Source organism: Halomonas sp. QHL1 (assembly GCF_001882345.1).
Taxonomy (GTDB): domain Bacteria; phylum Pseudomonadota; class Gammaproteobacteria; order Pseudomonadales; family Halomonadaceae; genus Vreelandella.
The window spans coordinates 71,671-90,842 of record NZ_MINL01000001.1; the positions used below are offsets into that span (position 1 = coordinate 71,671).

16 protein-coding genes, 1 tRNA gene and 1 pseudogene are annotated in these 19,172 nt (G+C 53.6%); 17 read left to right on the plus strand and 1 reads right to left on the minus strand.

Annotated elements, in window-relative coordinates; all coding sequences use genetic code 11:
- The first annotated feature begins 38 nt into the window (after positions 1-38).
- From lgt to pgm, 6 genes are all read left to right on the plus strand, one after another.
- Positions 39-836 carry a prolipoprotein diacylglyceryl transferase gene (gene lgt / locus QHL1GM_RS00315; RefSeq protein ID WP_071692687.1) on the plus strand — a complete coding sequence of 266 codons (798 nt, stop codon included), beginning with the start codon at positions 39-41 and terminating at the stop codon, positions 834-836.
- 111 nt (positions 837-947) lie between these two features.
- On the plus strand, positions 948-1,766 hold the full coding sequence (locus tag QHL1GM_RS00320; protein WP_071692688.1) for a thymidylate synthase: 819 nt from the start codon (positions 948-950) through the stop codon (positions 1,764-1,766).
- Positions 1,763-2,320, plus strand: a complete 558-nt coding sequence (locus QHL1GM_RS00325) for a dihydrofolate reductase (RefSeq protein WP_071692689.1) — start codon at positions 1,763-1,765, stop codon at positions 2,318-2,320. Before QHL1GM_RS00320 ends, QHL1GM_RS00325 begins: the two co-directional genes overlap by 4 nt.
- Positions 2,321-2,340: 20 nt before the next feature.
- On the plus strand, positions 2,341-3,072 hold the full coding sequence (locus tag QHL1GM_RS00330) for a ProQ/FINO family protein (protein ID WP_071692690.1): 732 nt from the start codon (positions 2,341-2,343) through the stop codon (positions 3,070-3,072).
- 264 nt (positions 3,073-3,336) lie between these two features.
- On the plus strand, positions 3,337-4,443 hold the full coding sequence (locus QHL1GM_RS00335) for a porin (RefSeq protein WP_071692691.1): 1,107 nt from the start codon (positions 3,337-3,339) through the stop codon (positions 4,441-4,443).
- Between the two features lie 249 nt (positions 4,444-4,692).
- A complete protein-coding gene (gene pgm / locus QHL1GM_RS00340; protein WP_071692692.1) occupies positions 4,693-6,288 on the plus strand; it encodes a phosphoglucomutase (alpha-D-glucose-1,6-bisphosphate-dependent) in 1,596 nt (531 codons plus the stop codon).
- 27 nt (positions 6,289-6,315) lie between these two features.
- Here pgm and rfaH read toward each other — a convergent pair whose 3' ends face one another.
- Entirely contained in the window at positions 6,316-6,840 is a 525-nt protein-coding gene (gene rfaH / locus QHL1GM_RS00345; protein WP_071692693.1) for a transcription/translation regulatory transformer protein RfaH, read from the minus strand.
- A 377-nt stretch (positions 6,841-7,217) separates the two neighbouring features.
- Between rfaH and QHL1GM_RS00350 the strand changes: the two genes are divergently transcribed.
- The 11 genes and pseudogenes from QHL1GM_RS00350 (at position 7,218) to QHL1GM_RS00400 (ending at position 19,172) form a co-directional block, all read left to right on the plus strand.
- On the plus strand, positions 7,218-9,212 hold the full coding sequence (locus QHL1GM_RS00350; protein ID WP_071695863.1) for a diguanylate cyclase: 1,995 nt from the start codon (positions 7,218-7,220) through the stop codon (positions 9,210-9,212).
- A 141-nt stretch (positions 9,213-9,353) separates the two neighbouring features.
- Positions 9,354-10,301 (plus strand): AEC family transporter, encoded by a 948-nt coding sequence (locus QHL1GM_RS00355; protein ID WP_071692694.1) that lies wholly within the window; start codon positions 9,354-9,356, stop codon positions 10,299-10,301.
- A gap of 78 nt (positions 10,302-10,379) precedes the next feature.
- A tRNA-Arg gene (locus QHL1GM_RS00360) sits at positions 10,380-10,456 on the plus strand.
- A gap of 104 nt (positions 10,457-10,560) precedes the next feature.
- Positions 10,561-10,762 (plus strand): annotated as a pseudogene (locus QHL1GM_RS19595) (IS5/IS1182 family transposase); the annotation flags it as partial.
- A gap of 290 nt (positions 10,763-11,052) precedes the next feature.
- Positions 11,053-11,991 (plus strand): sugar ABC transporter substrate-binding protein, encoded by a 939-nt coding sequence (locus QHL1GM_RS00370; RefSeq protein ID WP_071692695.1) that lies wholly within the window; start codon positions 11,053-11,055, stop codon positions 11,989-11,991.
- A 235-nt stretch (positions 11,992-12,226) separates the two neighbouring features.
- On the plus strand, positions 12,227-13,174 hold the full coding sequence (locus tag QHL1GM_RS00375; protein ID WP_139245586.1) for an ABC transporter permease: 948 nt from the start codon (positions 12,227-12,229) through the stop codon (positions 13,172-13,174).
- Between the two features lie 16 nt (positions 13,175-13,190).
- Positions 13,191-14,150: an ABC transporter permease gene (locus QHL1GM_RS00380; protein WP_071692696.1), complete on the plus strand. Its 960-nt coding sequence runs from the start codon at positions 13,191-13,193 to the stop codon at positions 14,148-14,150.
- Positions 14,147-15,703: a sugar ABC transporter ATP-binding protein gene (locus tag QHL1GM_RS00385; RefSeq protein ID WP_071692697.1), complete on the plus strand. Its 1,557-nt coding sequence runs from the start codon at positions 14,147-14,149 to the stop codon at positions 15,701-15,703. The genes QHL1GM_RS00380 and QHL1GM_RS00385 overlap by 4 nt, the downstream gene beginning before the upstream one ends.
- Positions 15,704-15,775: 72 nt before the next feature.
- Positions 15,776-16,855, plus strand: a complete 1,080-nt coding sequence (locus QHL1GM_RS00390) for a maleylacetate reductase (RefSeq protein ID WP_071692698.1) — start codon at positions 15,776-15,778, stop codon at positions 16,853-16,855.
- Positions 16,852-18,237, plus strand: a complete 1,386-nt coding sequence (locus QHL1GM_RS00395; protein WP_071692699.1) for an amidohydrolase family protein — start codon at positions 16,852-16,854, stop codon at positions 18,235-18,237. Before QHL1GM_RS00390 ends, QHL1GM_RS00395 begins: the two co-directional genes overlap by 4 nt.
- Positions 18,234-19,172: an NAD(P)-dependent oxidoreductase gene (locus QHL1GM_RS00400; protein WP_071692700.1), complete on the plus strand. Its 939-nt coding sequence runs from the start codon at positions 18,234-18,236 to the stop codon at positions 19,170-19,172. The genes QHL1GM_RS00395 and QHL1GM_RS00400 overlap by 4 nt, the downstream gene beginning before the upstream one ends.

A 19,172-nucleotide genomic window follows, 5' to 3' on the forward strand; every position in this document is an offset into this window, starting at 1 on the left:
ACTTCAAATACTTCCTTTGGTCAGATTAGAGAGTGTAAATGATTAATTACCCGACGATTGACCCAGTGGCTATCTCCTTGGGGCCGCTGCAAGTCCATTGGTATGGCCTAATGTACGTAGTAGGTTTTGTCGCTGCCTGGTGGCTCGGCTGCCGACGCGCATCGCGTATCGGCCTCAATAATGACGATATCGGTGATTTGCTCTTCTACTGTGCGATCGGTGTCGTCGCCGGTGGGCGCTTAGGGTATGCGCTGTTCTACGGACTAGGGCAGTGGACAGCCGATCCGCTCTGGATCTTCCGCGTATGGGACGGCGGAATGAGCTTCCACGGCGGCCTACTCGGCGTATTGCTTGCTGCCTGGATATTCGCCCGGCGCAAGCAACTGGCATTCATAACGCTGACCGATTTTATCGCCCCGCTAGTACCCATTGGCTTAGGTGCCGGGCGCATCGGTAACTTTATCAACCACGAACTGCCAGGGCGCGTGACCTCGTTACCCTGGGGCATGCCGTTTCCCGGCATGGGGCCTGAACCGCGCCATCCTTCAGCGCTCTATGAGGCGCTGTTAGAAGGCGTCGTACTGTTCGCCATTCTCTGGTGGGTCTCCGCCAAACCGACTTCACGCGGCTTTTTATCCGGGCTATTTCTAGTTGGCTACGGCGTATTCCGCTTCATGGTCGAGTTTGTCCGTATGCCCGATGCTCACATCGGTTATATCGCCTTCGGCTGGGTCACTATGGGTATGCTGCTCACGCTCCCGATGATTGCGCTGGGTCTGGTTATCATCGCTTGGTCACGCTCCCAGCCAGTGGACGTAAAAATCCAAAATGCTTAAAGGGAGAGGTGCTTAGCTAGCTGGTCGAAAAGAGGGGCAATCTTCGCATTGCCCCTTATGAACTCACCACCTAGAATAAACCGCTACATCGCCTGTTAATTTGGAAATTCTGTGACTGCTACAACGCCTGCGCTCGAACAACCCTATTTAGACTTGATGCAAACAGTTCTGGAGCATGGCGTTGACCGCCACGACCGTACAGGCGTGGGTACGCGCTCCGTGTTTGGCCATCAGATGCGCTTCGACTTATCGCGTGGTTTTCCGCTACTGACCACCAAAAAACTCCACCTGCGTTCTATCATTCACGAACTCCTATGGTTCCTGAAAGGCGACACCAACATCGCTTACCTGAAGGAGAACGGCGTGCGGATTTGGGACGAGTGGGCCGATGAAAACGGCGACTTAGGCCCCGTTTATGGCTACCAATGGCGTAGCTGGCCTGACCCCAAAGGCGGCAGCGTTGACCAAATTGCCAAAGTGCTTGGGCAAATTCGCACCTCGCCCCAGTCGCGCCGCCTGATTGTGTCTGCCTGGAACCCGGCCCAGGTCGATGAAATGCAGCTACCACCGTGCCACTGCCTGTTCCAGTTCTACGTCGCCAATGGCAGGCTGTCGTGCCAGCTCTATCAGCGCAGCGCCGACATTTTTCTCGGTGTGCCGTTTAATATCGCCAGCTACGCCTTGCTGCTGACCATGGTCGCCCAAGTGACCGGCCTGCAACCCGGTGAGTTTATCCACACCCTGGGCGATGCGCACCTGTACAGTAACCACCTTGAACAGGCCAAAGAACAGCTATCGCGTACGCCCAATCCAGCGCCTAAGCTGGTGCTTAATCCCGAGATAGATGACCTGTTCGCATTCCGTTTTGAAGACATTCACATTGACGCTTACGAGGCGCACCCGCACATAAAAGCCGAGGTGGCGGTATGAGCCAGTTGAACAATATGGCAGAACAAAAGGATAGCTTCGACTCCCTGGTACCGGTGGCTATGATTGTTGCCATGGCAAAAAACCGAGTGATCGGCGTAGAGGGCAAGCTGCCCTGGTACTTGCCTGAAGATTTAAAGTTCTTTAAGCGCATCACCCAGGCAAAACCGCTGGTGATGGGGCGTAAAACCTACGCTTCCATTGGCAAGCCGCTGCCGAATCGGCTTAATGTAGTCGTCACCCGCAACGCCGAGTTTTCCCACGAAGGCGTACGCGTGTGTCACGACCTGCCCGCAGCGCTCACGCTCGCCGACCAGCACGCCACTATCGAAGCGGCAGAAGAGATCATGGTCATGGGGGGCGGAGAGATTTACCGCCAGGCGTTACCCTTTGCCCAGCGGCTTTACATAACGGAAGTGGACATAGACGTTGAAGGCGACGCAACGTTTCCTGATTTCGACTCCAACGAATGGCAGGAAGTACAGCGCGTAGCAGGGCAGCCATCAGAAGGTCAGCCAAGCTATGATTTCGTGGTCTACGAGCGCATCGCCGACTGAAAAGGTCAAAGGAGAAGGCTATGGCCGCCAGCTTAATGAACATGTTAGATGACTTGGAAACGCGTCTAGAACGCACACAAGCTGAGCTACACGCCCTGCGCGAAGAAAACCAGCGGCTAAAGCAGCAATTGGCGCTGAAAGACGACGCCCAAGGGCAAAGCGTGCCAAGCCCGGAAACCGCGACTGTAATAGAGCCAGAGAAGCATAGCGAAGCCACTCCCGACCTTGAATCGACAGCGCTCGATGAAGAGGCGCCAGAAGAAAAAGCCGACTCACCGACCGCTGCTGAAACGCCCAACACACCTTCGCCGCACGCCTTGCTTAATCAATGGTACGAGCGCTACCCCCAAGCGTTTTTTAAGGGGCACACCAAACCGCTAAAAGTCGGCATTCACCAAGAGCTTGCAGAGCGTGAAGAGTGGCCCAACAAGTTGATTCGTCGCGCCTTAGCCAACTATGTGAACCTTCCGCGCTATATAAAAGCTGTGCGAGAGGGGGCAGAGAGGGTAGATTTGGATGGTCAGCCTGCTGGCAAAGTAGATAAAGAAGCAGCACTGCATGCATCAGAAAAACGCGGTGATCAGAAAGAGGCCAGACAGCCCAAAAAAGCGCAGCCCAAACCGAAGCCTGTCGCTCCAAAGCCACCTAAAGAGGAGGTAAAGCAGGCCGAGAGCGAAAAAAGTGAGTCGCGTAAGCAGCTTAGCATGGAAGACAAACTACTAGGCTTACAGCAGAAATTTAAAGGCCGCTGAGACCAGGCATGGAGCCAAGGGTTCCATTAAAAAGCGAAAATAGTAAAGAAACACTGTTTTTTTCTATTGCGTTCACTGGAATCCCAGTATAGAGTTCGTCTTGCGAGCATTGGACTATAACAAGGCTTTGTTGAGGACATGCCGCATACCACCGGGAAAAACCGGAGGATGGGAAAAGAGCATGGCCCGCAAAAGCCAACTGCCAGCTCTTAAAGAGCTGAGCACTAACGATCGAAACAGTTTACGAGTTAAGGAACTTACATCATGAAAAAGACACTTTTAGCGACTGCTATCATCGGCGCCCTGGGTGCCTCTGCTGCAGCACAAGCAGCTACCGTATACGACGAAGCTGGCACCAAGCTTGAAATCAATGGCCGCATTGCCATGGGTATCGCTGGCGGCGGTCCTGAAGCCGCAGTCGATACTAATGGCGACGGCGTCAATGATTCTGTGGAGAGCAACAGTGCCGAGTTTGTCGATGTCTACTCGCGCCTAGGCCTCTCCATGAGCCACGAGCTCAACTCTGACCTGACCGCCTTTGGTCGTGTCGAGTGGCGCTTCCGCGGTGACGAGCGTACTGGTAGTGGTCGTGTGGTCGACTCCAATGGCGATAGCATTAATGGCTTTAGTGAAGTTCGTCACAGCTATATCGGCCTTCGCAGCAACTCTTGGGGTACTGTTCAAGCTGGTAACTATGATAGCTTTTACAACAGCTATGTGGCCGCACCGTTCGATCTCTACATTGATCGTGGCCTTGAGTTTACCGATCGTGGTATCGGCGGCGCGAAGCAGGCGCGTGGTGACTCCTTTGGCTATGTGACCCCGGACCTGCAAGGCTTTACTGCCTTTATCAGTGGCAAACACTTCTCTGATCGTGGTGAGGTCGAGCCGACTGATGGCTCTGAATTTGCCACCCAGGGCGGTGCTATGTTCGAAACCGGACCGGTTCGTCTGGCGCTGGGCTACGTCGACGATATCTCCGAAGGCGGCGGCAATGACGAGATCCTTTACGGCGCCACTGCTTCCTATGCTATCAACGATGCCTTCTCTGCCCGCCTGGGTTATGAAACTCGTGACGAAAACGACACCTTGGGCGGTGGTTACGATACAGTAGGTTTAGGCGGCTCTTACAACATTAACCAGTGGACATTCCACGCTGATATTTACGATGTCAACCCGGATGACGGAGATAGCCGCACTTCTTGGGCGCTGGGTAGTTACTACAACCTCTCTAGCAACTTTAACATTTTCCTGGAACTGCAGCAGGCTGACCAACAGAGCATTTCTGTCTTCAATGACGGCGGCGATATTATTGAAACCGCTGATGGCGACGATGCATATTGGCTGACAGGCGCTCGTTACCACTTCTAAGCCTGGTTTAAATACCACGCTTAAAGGGTAACTGCCTAGCAGTATCCATAGAACCGGCCTCTTTCGAGGCCGGTTTTTTTGCATATGCAGATTACCGCGGAGAAATAGCCGGTTGGATGGCTAAATTCGAAGTTTCTTTAAACTGCGGACGTTATTCAGCTTATTAATTGCTATTATTTTCAGTAAAGCCCACGAACACAGATACAGAAGGATTGATGAGACCGTGCATTTGCTTCAAGGGAGTGAGTTATGAAAGCCGTCTTAAAAGCATTTTACGAACAACAGCCCAATCCCAGCGTTTCTAGTCAGCGTGTGGCGTTTGGAACCTCCGGTCATCGCGGACGTTCTCTCGAGTGTACCTTTAACGCCTCGCATATTTACGCGATCACCCAGGCGGTAGTCGATTATCGGCTTGAGGAAGGCTATCAGGGGCCGCTGTTTTTAGGTTTCGATACCCACGCGCTTTCGCGCCCTGCCTGGGAGTGCGCGCTGCAGGTGTTGGCCGCTAATCGGATACCGGTATTTATCGAGAAAGATCACGGCTATACCGCGACGCCGCTAATAAGCCAGGCGATTCTGCACCACAACCGCCCTCAAGGTCAGGCGGCACCCGATGTGGCACTCGCGGATGGCTTAATCATTACCCCTTCGCATAACCCGCCTGAAGATGGCGGCATAAAGTACAACCCGCACCACGGTGGCCCTGCGGATACCGATGCCACCGGTTGGATTGAGCAGCGCGCCAACGCTTACCTGATGCGTCAATTAGAAGACGTGCCCACCGTGCCCGTTGACGAGGCGATTGCTCACGCCCAAGAGTATGATTTCACCGCGCATTACGTCGCCAAGCTCGGCAGCGTGGTCGATATCGCCGCGATTCAGGATGCGAATCTAGCTTTAGGTGCTGACCCTATGGGCGGCACGGCGCTGCCGGTATGGCAGGCGATAGCGGCGCATTACAGCCTAAACCTTGAAGTGGTAAATACTGCGGTGGATGCTGAGTTTGCGTTTATGCCACCGGACCACGATGGCAAAACCCGTATGGATTGTTCAAGCCCTGCGGCGATGGCCAATCTGCTCAAGATTAAAGACCGCTTTGATATCGGCTTTGGTAACGACCCCGATGCCGACCGCCACGGTATTGTCGATGCCAACGGTTTAATGAATCCGAATCACTTTTTGGCCGTGTGCATCGATTACCTGATGACCCACCGCCCCGAATGGGCTGCTAGCTTAAAAGTCGGCAAGACGCTGGTATCGTCTTCAATGATTGATCGGGTAGTGGCTTCTCACCAGCGCGAGTTGTATGAAGTGCCGGTGGGCTTTAAGTGGTTTGTGGAAGGCCTGCGCGAAGGCTGGTTGGCGTTTGGCGGCGAAGAGAGCGCCGGCGCTAGTTTGCTAACCCGAGACGGCAAGGCATGGTCCACCGATAAAGACGGTATCGTGCTGTGTTTGCTGGCGGCAGAAATCATGTCGGTCACCGGTAAAACGCCCAGCGAGTATTACCGCACGCTTACCGAGCGTTTCGGCGAGCCTTTCTATAAACGTGTAGATACTGCCTGTTCACCCGAAGAGAAAGCGGCGTTTAAAAACCTGACTGCCGAGAGCGTGACCGAGCAGCAACTTGCTGGTGATCCGATTACTGCTGTGCTTGTCAACGCGCCCGGTAATGGCGCTGCTATTGGTGGTATTAAAGTCACCACCGAGAACGGTTGGTTTGCCGCCCGCCCCAGCGGCACGGAATCGCTTTATAAAGTCTATGCCGAAAGCTTCAAAGGTGAAAAGCATCTGGACGAATTGATTGAAAACGCCAAATCGCTGTTAGCCAAGGTGTTGAACGGCTAGTTCGTTACCAGCCGTTAGAGCGCCCATTCACTGCTCACTTTTTTGTAGACTATTCACTGGTATATCAAGGTGCTGAGGCCTGTTGAGCACATTAAGCAGGACGATGGCTCGCTCTTCGCCTTTAAGGCTGGTGAAGATGGCTTCCAGGTCTTTGAAGGGGCCGTCGGTGATAGTGACTTTCTCACCAGCGCTGAAGTAGGTGTGGATGCCTTCCTGGTGGTGTGGCTGGGCACGAAGGGTTTCAACGAGCTGTGAGGGCACTGCGACAGGCCTGTTGCCGAAGGTAATCAGACGCAGAACGCCGCGGGTGGAGCGAATGGGCCCCCAGTTGCTGGCTACCTGATCTAAACAGATAAACAGGTAGTAGGGGAATAGCGGTTCGGTCACGATAGTGAGCTTACCCTGGCGTTTTCGTTGGCTACTCAGCACAGGGTGAAACACTTCATAACCTTGGTTGGTGAGATGTTCGGCGGCGCGAAATGATTCACCGCCTTTGCATTGAATAACGTACCAAGAAGGTATCGCATCCTTTGCGTCGCTGAAAGAATCCATCCGTTCGTCCTTTGGCATAGCGCGTATTAACTGTGTGTACCTCAACGAGCAGGCTACGGTAGCATTTTGTCTTATGCATGTACCGTTTGATCAATTTTTTTCTCGCAGGTTTCAAAGCGTTTGGAAGCCTATATATTAGTCTTTGCTTGTGCCTTGCGTTAATTTTTAGCTTAGTACTTCAACGTGGCGATCATGTAAAGATCGCGCATGGTTGATGCCTGTCAACGTTTGCTAGACTAAAATTTTGGTAAAATTGGCCGATAAAAAGGTTTGGCCTATATTGCCGCCACCCGTAGTAACAGCAAATGGATATACATTCTGCAGTTAATCTATGAATTCCGGGACATCCAGTGCGTCTGGCTGCCCCGTTGAAACGTATGCATATCTCCCGCTCATTGAGAGGCCGGCTGCTGCTGGGCCTTGCGGCTACCTGGTTTTTGGTGGTTACCCTGGTGTTGGGCATGTCCTGGCAATTGGGGAAAACTATGGTGCAAGAAACCAATATGTCGCACCTTCGTTATGAAGCCACTCTGTTGGCCGATGAAGTCACCCAACAAGTTGAGCTACGTTTCCAGGCATTAGAGCGCCTGCGTGGAAGGATTGGTGCCACCGATGATGCGGGTTGGATCAACTATCAATTACAGCAAAACGATAGTCTGCTGGCCTGGTTCGAGGGAATTGTCGTTGCCAATCGCAAGGGAACGGTCGTGGCCGATTGGCCCGCTATCGTTGGCAGAGTGGGGCTCGACACCTCAGAGCTTGAGTACTTTCATATGCTGCGCGGTACGCGTAGGCCCTACGTAAGTGAGCCGTTTGAAGGTCGAGCGAGTGGAATGCCCATGGTCCTGGTAAGTGTTCCACGCTTCACCGAACAGGGCGAGTTTGATGGCTTTGTGGCGGGCATTCTTAGCCTTGATTCAGGGGGGATCTTTAGTCGTTTAGCCAAGGTACGCTTGGGTGAAAATGGCTATGCGGGCGTTGCTACTGCATCGGGGAAAGTCTTGTATCACCCTGATAGCTCGTTAATTAATGCGTCCGTTCCCGACAAGTCATTCAACCCTGGGTTGGATCTTGCCCTAGATGGCTGGGAGGGAGACAGCATTGGCCAATTATTAAATGGGCAAATGGCGCTACAGTCCTATGCCCAAATATGGCCTGCCAACTGGGTGGTAGGTCTTTACATGCCTGTTCAGCAAGCGCAACTGCCTTTGGCTGGCTTTATTCAGAAATTATGGTGGTTATGGGTGCTTTTTGCGCTCTCTATGCTGCCCCTCCTGTGGTGGATGTTGGGCCGAGTGCTTTCGCCCTTGAGGCATTTGGAAAAGCAGATTGGTGAAGTGGGGCTCGGCTATCGAGAGAACGTCAGCCTAGCTACCAATATGCAAGAGTTGCAGCAGGTAGCGGGTACATTCAACCGAGTAGAAGGAGAGCGTCAGCTTTTACTCGGTAATCTTCAAGAGCGCGAGGCGTTTCTAGACTCAGTGCTCAATGCCGTGCCTCAAGGTATGTTTGTCGCCAATATTCACGGTGACATTACCTATATGAACCCCGCGTTATTAGAGATGCTGGGGATTTCCGCTGATGCACCCATGGAGACATGGCTGACGCAGATCCATACTGACGACATCATTGGTGCCAAGGATCTGTGGCTGCATAGCCTGCGCACGGGTATTGATTTTGTTCGTCAACTGAGGTTTTTACGCAGCGATAAAGAGCTGCTGTGGCTGGATATTCATGCCCGCGTGGTCACGCTTTCTCAAGATGGCCATACCCTTGGTTTAGTCGGGGTTGTCAAAGACATCACCGAGCGCCGCGAGCAGGAAGCTATTCAGCGCTGGGAGGCGGAGCACGACCCGTTAACCGGGCTGTTGAATCGCCGTGGCTTCGAGCGCCGCTTAGAAGAAGCCTTTGCCGATTTCCAAAAAACCAGTACGCCGTCAGCCCTTCTGCTGTTTGATTTGGATCACTTCAAACCCATCAATGACGAAGGCGGCCATGCCCTAGGCGACGAAATGTTACGCCGTATTGCGCAGGTGGTTGCTTGGGAAGTTCGCCGTAGTGATCATGTGGCTCGCCAGGGGGGCGACGAGTTTGGCGTGTTGCTCCCCAGCTGCACCCTGGCTCAGGCGAGGAGGATCGCAGAGTCATTGCGTCAATCGGTCAGCGAAATCTCTGTCACTCATGAAGGCAAAGAGTACATGGTCACCTTAAGCATCGGTGTGACTACCTTTGATGATATTGATTCTAGTGTGGTCGATGTCCTAGCGCGTGCCGATGCCGGTAGCTACAAAGCCAAAGAGCACGGCCGTGATGGGGTTGTGGTTAATATGCCGCATGATGATGTCATGGAGCTTTTCGACTCGCAGAAATAATCTCTTAAAAGTGCTCAAAGCGGCGGTATAGGCCTAGAGCGCTTTTTAGTCGACAAAACTTGCTCAGCAGGAGAGTATAAGCGGGTACTAATTTGTTGTTAGAAGCCCGTTTTTAAAATCAAGGCTGACCGAGATACTGTTGTGAACCTACTTGAACTGTTTGCCCGCACGCTTGATGTCACGCTGCCTGTATTCGCGATGGTATTTTTAGGCCTAGTCCTTAAGCGCTTGAAATGGATCGATAGCGCTTTCGTCTCGACCGCTTCAGCGCTGGTATTTAGAGCAACGCTCCCCACCTTGATTTTCCTCAGTCTGATAAAAGCCGACTTAAGCGTGGCACTGGACGTTTCGCTGATGGTGTTTTTTGCCGCTGCCACGCTCGGCCAGTTCCTGCTCAGTTGGGCATGGGCGCACTTCCGTGTTGCTCGCCAGGACCGCGGTATTTACGTCCAGGGCGCGTTTCGCGGTAATTGCGGGGTAGTGGGCTTAGCCTTAGCGGCGGGAATGTACGGTAACTACGGCCTGTCGGCGGGCAGCCTTCTGCTGGGCGTAGTGATTGTGATGTACAACGCGCTTTCGGTTGTCGTACTGGCATTCTACCAACCTGGCCAGGCCACCGATTGGCGCAGCCTGCTCAAGCATGTAGCAAAAAATCCGCTAATTATTTCCGTGTTTGCGGCATTACCCTTCACCGCTCTCTCGATTCCGCTGCCCAGTTGGGTGATTACCTCGGGGGACTATTTTGCTTCGTTAACACTGCCACTGGCGTTGATTTGTATTGGCGCGACGCTCTCCGTTTCGAGCATGCGCAACAGCAGCCAAGTGGCACTAGGTGCTAGCTTGATGAAGATGGTAACGCTTCCGATACTCTCCACCTTGGCGGCCTGGATGATGGGCTTTTCCGGCGAACAGTTGGGCTTGCTGTTCCTGTTCTTTGCCAGCCCCACCGCCGCCGCCAGCTTTGTGATGGTGAAAGCGATAGGCGGCAATGTGCCATTAGCGGCCAATATCATCGCCATCACAACGCTGATGGCGAGCATTACCGTCACACTGGGTGTCTTTGTGCTGCGTTTACTCGGTTGGATATAGAATTGAATAGCGCCAACGCGGTTGGCCCTGCCTAAGCCGACGCGTTATACTACGCGCCCGCAAGTTCAGAGCGATTAAGTCCCTGTAGCTCAGTAGGATAGAGCAGCCGCCTCCTAAGCGGCAGGTCGCAGGTTCGACTCCTGCCAGGGACGCCATCTAAAACAATGGCTTAATGACGTAATTCTTTAGTGCCTTCCCTACTAAGGCCTTTAGTTCTCCCTAGTGATTCCCCTAGCTTTACAAGCACTGCATTTAAGCGGTTCTGTCTCGCTTGCAGCCCAAGTTATGTGAGGATGGGCTTATGGCCCTGTACACGTGGATGATTGATGCCACTTTAGTGCGAGCCACACGCGCTGCCGCTGAAGGTGGCAAAAAGGGGCTCGAAAGAATCGCTAGACCACGCCCTTGGCCGTATCCGCTTCGGTTTAACTCCAAAAATTCATTTGGTGTGTGATCTTCATACTTGGTCACTGCCATTAACCCTTCCGCCAGCCAACAAGTAGCTTTTCGACACTTCGCTTTCACGTTTGAGAGACCCTCACTGCCACATAGTGTCAGGCATCCTCACAGACGTAGTCGCTATATAGCGGCTTACTACAGCTTGATTCGGAACGAAAAGCTTAAAAAAACCAGTTTGGTCATTTCTCTACGGTGGTCATGTTGTGTGCAAACGAAGCACGGAAGTAAGCTCCAATCCAAGCTTGCCTTGCAGGCTAAAAAAACAATTACTAAAAACGCTAGGAGAAACGCAATGTTCAAGAAAACCACTCTTGCCGCCTCTGTCATCATGATGTCCATCACAACAGCGCAGGCTGAGGGCCCTTATCGCATCGGCATTACTCAAAACAACGTGGGTGTGGATAGCTATCAAACGACTTATGAAAGTGCGTTTGAAGCTGCTGCTGAAGAGGCAGGCAACGTTGATATTGTGGTGTTAGATGCCGGTGGAGATGTCGCTCGTCAGATTGGCCAAATGCAAGATCTTATTCAGCAGCGTGTCGACGCCATTATCATTTGGCCAACCAATGGGCAAGCCGTAATTCCTGCTATTCGTCAGGCTCATCAGGCGGGCATTCCTGTCGTCGTTACTAATTCCAAAATTGCTGAAGCGGGTCTTGAATTCATCGCTGCTTTTTCAGGCCCAGATAATGTTCAGCAAGGCATTTCCTCTGCGGAAATGATGTGTGATGCGCTCGAGGGCGAAGGGCAAATCGTGCAGATTGCTGGCCAGCCGGGCTACACCACCGCTATGGAGCGTTCGACCGGTTTCGAGGAGCGTCTTGCTGAAGTTTGTCCTGGTGTAGAGCTGCTGGAGACGCAGCCTGGTAACTGGAACCGTGAGCGGGCTCAGCGGGTGATGGAAGATTTCCTGACTAAATATGACCGTATTGACGGCGTTTATTCCGGCGATGACAACATGGGTGTCGGCGCTCTGAATGCAGCGAAAGGTGCTGATCGTGCCGATGAGATTATCTTCATTGGTGCCACGAATTTCGCCGTTGGTTACGACGCGATTGAGCGTGGCGAGTATTACGGTTCCATCTATCAGTCTCCCGTAGATGATGCGGAAGCCGCGCTACAAACGGCCTTGGATGTATTAGCCGGAGAAGAAGTGCCGAAAATGAACTTCTTTGAGACTCCAAAAATCACCGCTGACAACGTTAGTGAGTTTGATCGTCCTGTTTTCTGAGCTAGAGCATGCTGCCCAGAGCGATGAGCGCTTAGTTCGTCGTCTCTGGTAACCAGCATACGACTGAAGGCAGGGTTCCTGCGCCGGAGTGCACGGTAAGCGTCAATGGATGACTTGCTTGTCCATTGCGCTAACCGGTGCTTTCCGAGGTGATTTTATACAGGTGATTAGCATGGCTTCCGCAGAACAATCAAAATCCAGTCTGCCGGCAGGAAAACTTAGCAAAGCAAGCGTCATGAGTTTTCTTTCGGCCCAGGGAATTCTCATCTTTTTCCTGGTTGGCATGTTCGTTTTTTCTTTCTTTTCAGAGCAGTTTCTTTCCCAGTCAAACATCATGACCGTGGTTCGTCAGGCCTCGATTATTGGCATTATCGCCGTGGGTGTCACGGTGGTGATTATTGGCGGTAATCTGGATCTTTCCGTGGGATCGATGCTGTCGTTTTCGACGGTGTTGGTGGTGGATCTACACGATAAGGTTGGCCCCACCACGGCCATTCTGATGATGTTTGCATTAACGCTGATGCTGGGTGCCGTCAATGGCATTCTGATCGGTTTTTTGCGCCTTAACTCCCTGATTGTCACGCTGGCGATGTTGTCTGCCATTCAAGGCTTCGTGCTGATCTACAGCGGTGGCCAAAACGTTGATATCGCGAATCAGGACGGCACGTGGTTTGCGTTCTTTGGGCGTGGCTATTTAGCGGGGATTGCTGTCCCTATCTTGCTGTTTGGTTTGCTGGCCATTCTGGTTCAAGTGGTGATGAGCTACACAGGCTATGGGCGACGCATCTTTGCTGTCGGTGGCAATCCTATGGCTGCCGTTTATTCGGGCATTCGCAAGAACTGGTGCGTGTTCAGCACCTATCTAATCTCAGCGTTCTGTGTGGCGTGTGCGGCGCTTGTTCTTGGCTCGCGGGTGATGGGCTCACAAAACAATGTTGGCCAAGGTTATGAGCTGCTGGTACTGGCCGGGATCATCCTTGGCGGTACTAGCCTGCTGGGGGGCGCTGGCAGCATCTGGAAAACCGTGATTGGCGTGTTGATCCTGGGCTTTATTCAGAATGGCCTGCTGTTGATGGGCTACCCCTATTACATCCAGTGGATCGTGACCTGGGCCATTATTATCCTGGCCGTATGGCTGGACCTCGCTAACAAGCGTAAGCGCTTGCTAACGACCCACTCATAACCCGGAGGAGTAAAACATGACAAGTCTAAAAGGGTTCTTCCGTGGCAGAACGGCTATCCAACCGATCTGGGTGTTTGTTCTCGTCATCTTTATTTTCTTCAGCTTTATGTCGGAGTACTTCCTGTCATTTGGCAATATCAGCAATATTCTGGTGCAAACCTCCACCATTGGCCTGATCGCCCTTGGCATGACGCTTGTCATGATCAACGGCAATATCGATTTATCGGTCGGTGCGACTTTGGGGCTAGCAGCTTCATTGGCAGTCGGGTTGCAAGAGACGAGCATGACGCTGGCGATTCTTGCGGCACTCGGTTCAGGTGTTTTGTTAGGCGCGATTAACGGCCTGATTGTTTGGAAAACCGGCGTAAATGCTTTCATCGTGACGTTAGGCGCCATGCTAGGTATCAGGGGGCTGATCTTTCTATACACCGGTGAGCAGTCGTTTTATGCGTTGAATTTTGCCTTCTCTGACTTTGGTACCAGCACCATCGGACCTTTTCCAGTATTAGCAATTATCTTCCTGATTTGCACATTGATCATGCACCTAGTGCTGACTCGAACCGGCCATGGGCGTAACACCTATGCGGTGGGCGGCAACCCTGAAGCATCAATTGATGCCGGGATTCGGTTAGGGCGTCACATGATGATCAATTTCATTATCGTTGGCTTCTTTGCTGCCCTGGCGGGAGTAATGCTGGCCAGTCAAATGGGCGCGGCGACACCAAATCTGGGGCGTGACTATGAGCTCTGGGTGATTACCGCAGTGGTATTAGGCGGCACCAAGTTGACCGGTGGTTACGGCAGCATCGTTGGCACCCTAGGCGGGGTGCTGGCTATCGGTATTCTGCGTAACGGCATGAATTTAATGCAGGTGCCCGCGTTTTATGTGCTGGTCATTCTCGGCGCTATCCTCATCTCGGTGCTGATTATCGACAAGAAGCTTAATGCACCCTCGGCTAAGGAGGTGCGGATATGAGCCCTTCTCAACACGACTTTTCATCTAACAAACGACAGCCGATTAACGCTGAACAGATACTGCGGCTTGAAGGTATCACCAAGCGTTTTCCTGGGGTTGTTGCCCTAAATAGTGTGGATTTTGACGTGCGGCCTGGGGAAGTTCATGCCCTGCTTGGCGAAAATGGGGCAGGCAAGTCGACGTTAATGAAAGTGCTAGCGGGTAAACACCAAGCGAATGAAGGAAAGATCATTCTTGCTGGCCAGGAAATGGCCTTTGAAAACCCCAAGCATGCCAAGCGGGCAGGCGTCGTGCTGATTCATCAAGAGCAGTCGCTGGTACCTGAAATGACGGTCGCCGAAAACATCTTTCTCGGCAGCCTGCCAAGAAAGCCGTTCAATCGCGTTGACTGGCGCAAGCTGCGCGAGGATACCAATAAGATTCTTGAGACGCTTAAGTGTGGTTTTCAACACGATGACTTAGTGGGATCGCTGTCGATTGCTAAGAAACAGATGGTCGAAATTGGCCGAGCGTTAGCGTTTACCCCGCGCGTAGTGGTGTTCGATGAACCGACGGCATCGCTCACTGACCATGAAAAACCAGTGCTCTATGACGTGATCAATTCGCTGTGTGAGCAAGGCGTGGGGATTGTTTATATCTCCCACCGCATGGATGAAATTTTTCACTTATCACACCGTATTTCCGTGCTACGGGATGGTGAATACACCGGAACCGTCAATACGGCGGATACCAACGAGGACGAGATCACTCGAATGATGATCGGCCGTAGTTTGGAGCTCGATCATGCCAGCAAACCGAGTAACTTCGGCGACAACTTGTTGGAAGTGCGCAACCTCTCGGTGAAGCGCGTATTCGAGAACGTCAGTTTTAATGTTCGCAAGGGTGAAATTGTGGGCATGTACGGCCTGGTAGGCGCTGGACGCTCTGAGGTCGCAGAAACCATCTTCGGACTGCGCACGCCTTCCACTGGCGAGGTGGTGTTAGACGGCAAGGTGGTGTCCTTCCGTAACTCCCATGACGCCGCGGTTCATGGCGTTGCTTTGGTGCCTGAAGACCGAAAGGATCAGGGACTGATTTTGGGGATGAACTGCCGTGACAACATGACCCTGGCAAGCCTTTCTAGCGTGTCGTCATTGGGCTTTATGACGAGTGCCAAAGAGCGAGAGGTGTACGACAAATACCATCAGGCGATGAAGATCAAAACCCCCAGTTGGCGCCAAAAAGTGGGCAACCTGAGCGGCGGTAACCAGCAGAAGATCGTCATCGGCAAATGGCTGCATACCCACCCCAAGCTATTGATTCTTGATGAGCCAACCCGGGGCATTGATGTGGGATCCAAGTCGGAAATCCACACCCTGGTTAAAGACCTAGCCAAATCTGGCTATGCGGTGCTGGTGATCTCTTCCGAGATGCCCGAGGTTCTTGGCCTGAGTAACCGCATAATCGCTATGTATGACGGTCGCGTTACCGCTGAGTTTGATGGTGACAACGTCAGCGAGGACGAGCTGGTTCAGGCAATCACTGGAATGGGCAAGCAGGCGCAGGCGAGCTAGCTCGCCGTTTTGCGACTGATGTGCTCTGCAAAGAGCACATACAGACCACTTCAAACGTATAAGGAATGTTTTATGCAACCCTTTGTTTATGATGGCCTGCCATCCCGCGTGGTGTTTGGCCGAGGAACCCTGTCGCGTCTAGGTGAAGAGCTTGACCATCTAGGCTGTTCACGCGCCCTGGTGTTGGCCACGCCTCAACAGCATGAGCAGGCAAACCGCGTACTAGAGCAGTTGGGTGAGAAGGGCATAGGCGTTTACGCTGACGCCGCCATGCACACGCCAGTCGAAGTGACTGACAGTGCCTTGCAGGTGGTAAAAAAGCTGAACGTGGATTGCACTATTGCCATTGGCGGTGGCTCGACGATTGGTTTGGGCAAGGCGATCGCGCTGCGCACCGGCTTGCCGCAGATCGCCATCCCCACCACGTATGCAGGCTCAGAAATGACCCCGATCCTGGGGGAGACCCGCGACGGTATCAAGACGACGCAGCGCACTTTAGATGTACTGCCGGAAACCGTTATCTATGACGTTGATCTCACCTTGACGCTACCCGCAGAGATGTCCGGAACCAGCGGCATTAACGCGATTGCCCATGCGGTAGAGGCGCTATATGCCCGTGACTGCAACCCAGTAATCGCGCTAATGGCAGAGGAGGGGATCGCGGCGCTGGCGAGAAGCCTGCCCGTGATTGCTAATGACCCCAGCAATGTAGAAGCGCGCTCTGATGCGCTGTACGGCGCTTGGTTGTGCGGCACGTGCCTTGGCTCGGTGGGGATGTCGTTGCACCATAAGCTGTGCCATACCTTGGGCGGCTCTTTTAACTTACCCCATGCGGAAACGCACACCATTGTGCTGCCTCATGCACTGGCTTATAACGCCCCTGCAGTGCCTGACGCAATGGCTCGCATTGGCCGTGCGCTGGGCTGTTCGGACGCCGCTGCAGGGCTTTATGACTTAGGCCGTGCAGTCGGCGCACCCAGTGGGCTTGCTGAACTTGGCTTTACCCCCGCCGATGTTGAGCGCGCCACGGAGATCGCTACTCAGAACCCCTATTGGAACCCGCGCGAAATAGAAACCACTGGCATTCAGCAGTTGCTCAGCAATGCCCAGGCGGGCCGTCGCCCTCACGCTCAACCTGGGGGTGCGCAATGAAAGTGCTCTTCATTAACGCGACCGTGATTACCATGGACTCGCAGTTGGGCGAGTTAAGCAACGGCCAGGTGCTGGTTGAAGATGACCGACTTGCCGCCGTGGGCCATGGCCTGGTCGATGACCCCAAGGCGCAGGGCGCAGAGGTTATCGACTGTGTTGGCGGTATTCTCATTCCTGGGTTGGTGAATGCGCATATGCATACCTGGCAGACCGGGCTGCGTGGCGTTGCCGCTAACTGGACGCTGCTTGAGTATTTTCGCCACGTCCACCACGGTCTGGCGGCGCTGTTCACGCCCAATGACATTTATATTGCGACCCGTATGGGCGCGATTAATCAGCTTAACTGTGGCACCACCACATTAGGTGACTGGTGTCATAACAACCCGACCCCAGACCACACAGACGCCGCCGTGAGTGGGCTAAAAGAGTCCGGAATACGGGCGCTGTTTATGCACGGCTCACCGAAACCCGACCCAAAGCCTGGCCAGCCGCATTTTAGTGAAATCCCCCACCCGCGCCATGAAATCGAACGGCTGTTAAATGGCGAGCTGGCGAATCCAAAGGGGCTTGTCACCTTAGGCATGGCCATCCTTGGCCCTCACTATTCAACCCTTGACGTTACCCTGAAAGACTTTGCTCTGGCGAAAGAGTTTGGCCTTGTGGCCTCGATGCATCAGGGCGGCGGCACGGCGGTAGCGCCGGGCGCCTGGGATGAAGTAGAAAGCCGTGGTTTGCTGGGGCCCGATATCAATATTGTGCATGGACAAAGCCTGGATGACGGCCAGATGTCACGGTTCTGCGCCAGTGGCGTGACGTTCTCGATTGCACCGGAAAACGAGATGACCCAAGGCCACGGCTTTCCAGTCACTGGTCTGGTACGCCAGCACGGCGGGGTGGTGTCTCTGGGGGTGGATCTTGAGTCAGTACTTTCGGGTGACATGTTCAGTGTTGCCCGTGCTGCACTAGGGATGCAGCGCTCCCTTGATAACGATGCTTCACGTCGGGAGCAAGGCAAGATACCGGACACCTCGACTATTACTACCCGAGAAGCGCTTGGCTGGATCACGCTGGATGGGGCGAAAGCTCTTGGGCTCGATGCCCGCATTGGTAGCCTTACGCCAGGCAAGCAGGCCGACGTGGTGCTGATCGACAGCAACAAGCTCAATATGCAGCCGGTCAATGACCCGGTGTCGACGGTGGTGATGCAGACAAGCCTAGCTAACATCGACAGCGTCATGGTGGCAGGGCAGTTCAAAAAGCGCAGCGGCCGCCTGTTGATTAATACCGAGCAAGGTATCGCTGAGCTTGCTAAGTCTGGCCACCGTATTCACGCCGAACTACTGGCGCGTGAAGCTCACTCGACGCAGGAGGCAAACCAATGACAACTGTTTCCACGACGCGCCCTTCGCCATCTAAGGTGGCTTGGGTGGGCTTGGGTAAGCTGGGCTTGCCCATGGCCGCCAGAATTATCCAGGCAGGAACCGCGGTACAAGGATTTGACCTTTCCAGCGAGCGCCTCGCGTTGGCCGCAGCGTTAGGGGTCACGCCCCATCAGCAGCTTGCCAGTGCAGTGTCTGATTGTGACCTGGTGTTTGTCTCGATACCCGACGACCGCGCTTTAATCGGACTTTGCCTTGAAGCGGGCGAGCTGGTTCGCCACATGATGCCCGGCAGTATCTTAGTCGAGACCAGTACGGTAAGTGTTGAAGCGTCTGCCCGAGTGACCGAAGCGGCCAAGGCTCATGGCATCTCGTATTTACGTAGCCCCGTGTCGGGGAACCCCGTGGCGGCTGAGGCAGGCACGCTTTCGGCGATGGTATCTGGCCCCCGCGATGCACTGGCAACCGCCAAACCCGTGTTCGAAGCCTTTACCAAAGCACAATATTGGCTGGGCGATGAAGAGCAGGCTCGGGTCGCCAAGCTGGCGATTAACCTGATGATTGCCGTTAGTGCCGGAATGATGAGTGAAGCGCTGACCCTGGCGCGCAAAGGCAACATTGAATGGGACGCCATGTTGACGCTTATTTCCGACAGCGCGGTGGGTTCCCCGATGGTGAAGTACAAGGTGCCGCCACTTTCCCAGCGCGATTTCACCTCGACCTTTTCCGCTGCCCAAATGGCCAAAGATCTCGATCTGATTCTTGATTGCGCCCACACCTCTGGGGTCACAACGCCCCTGGCCGCCCAAATGCGCGAATCCTATACCGCGCTTATCGCCACGGGCCATGGCGATGATGACTATATCGCTACCGTACACCACACCGAGCGACTTTCGGGGCTAGGTGAGCCGACACCCGCACCGCATAGGGGGCAATAA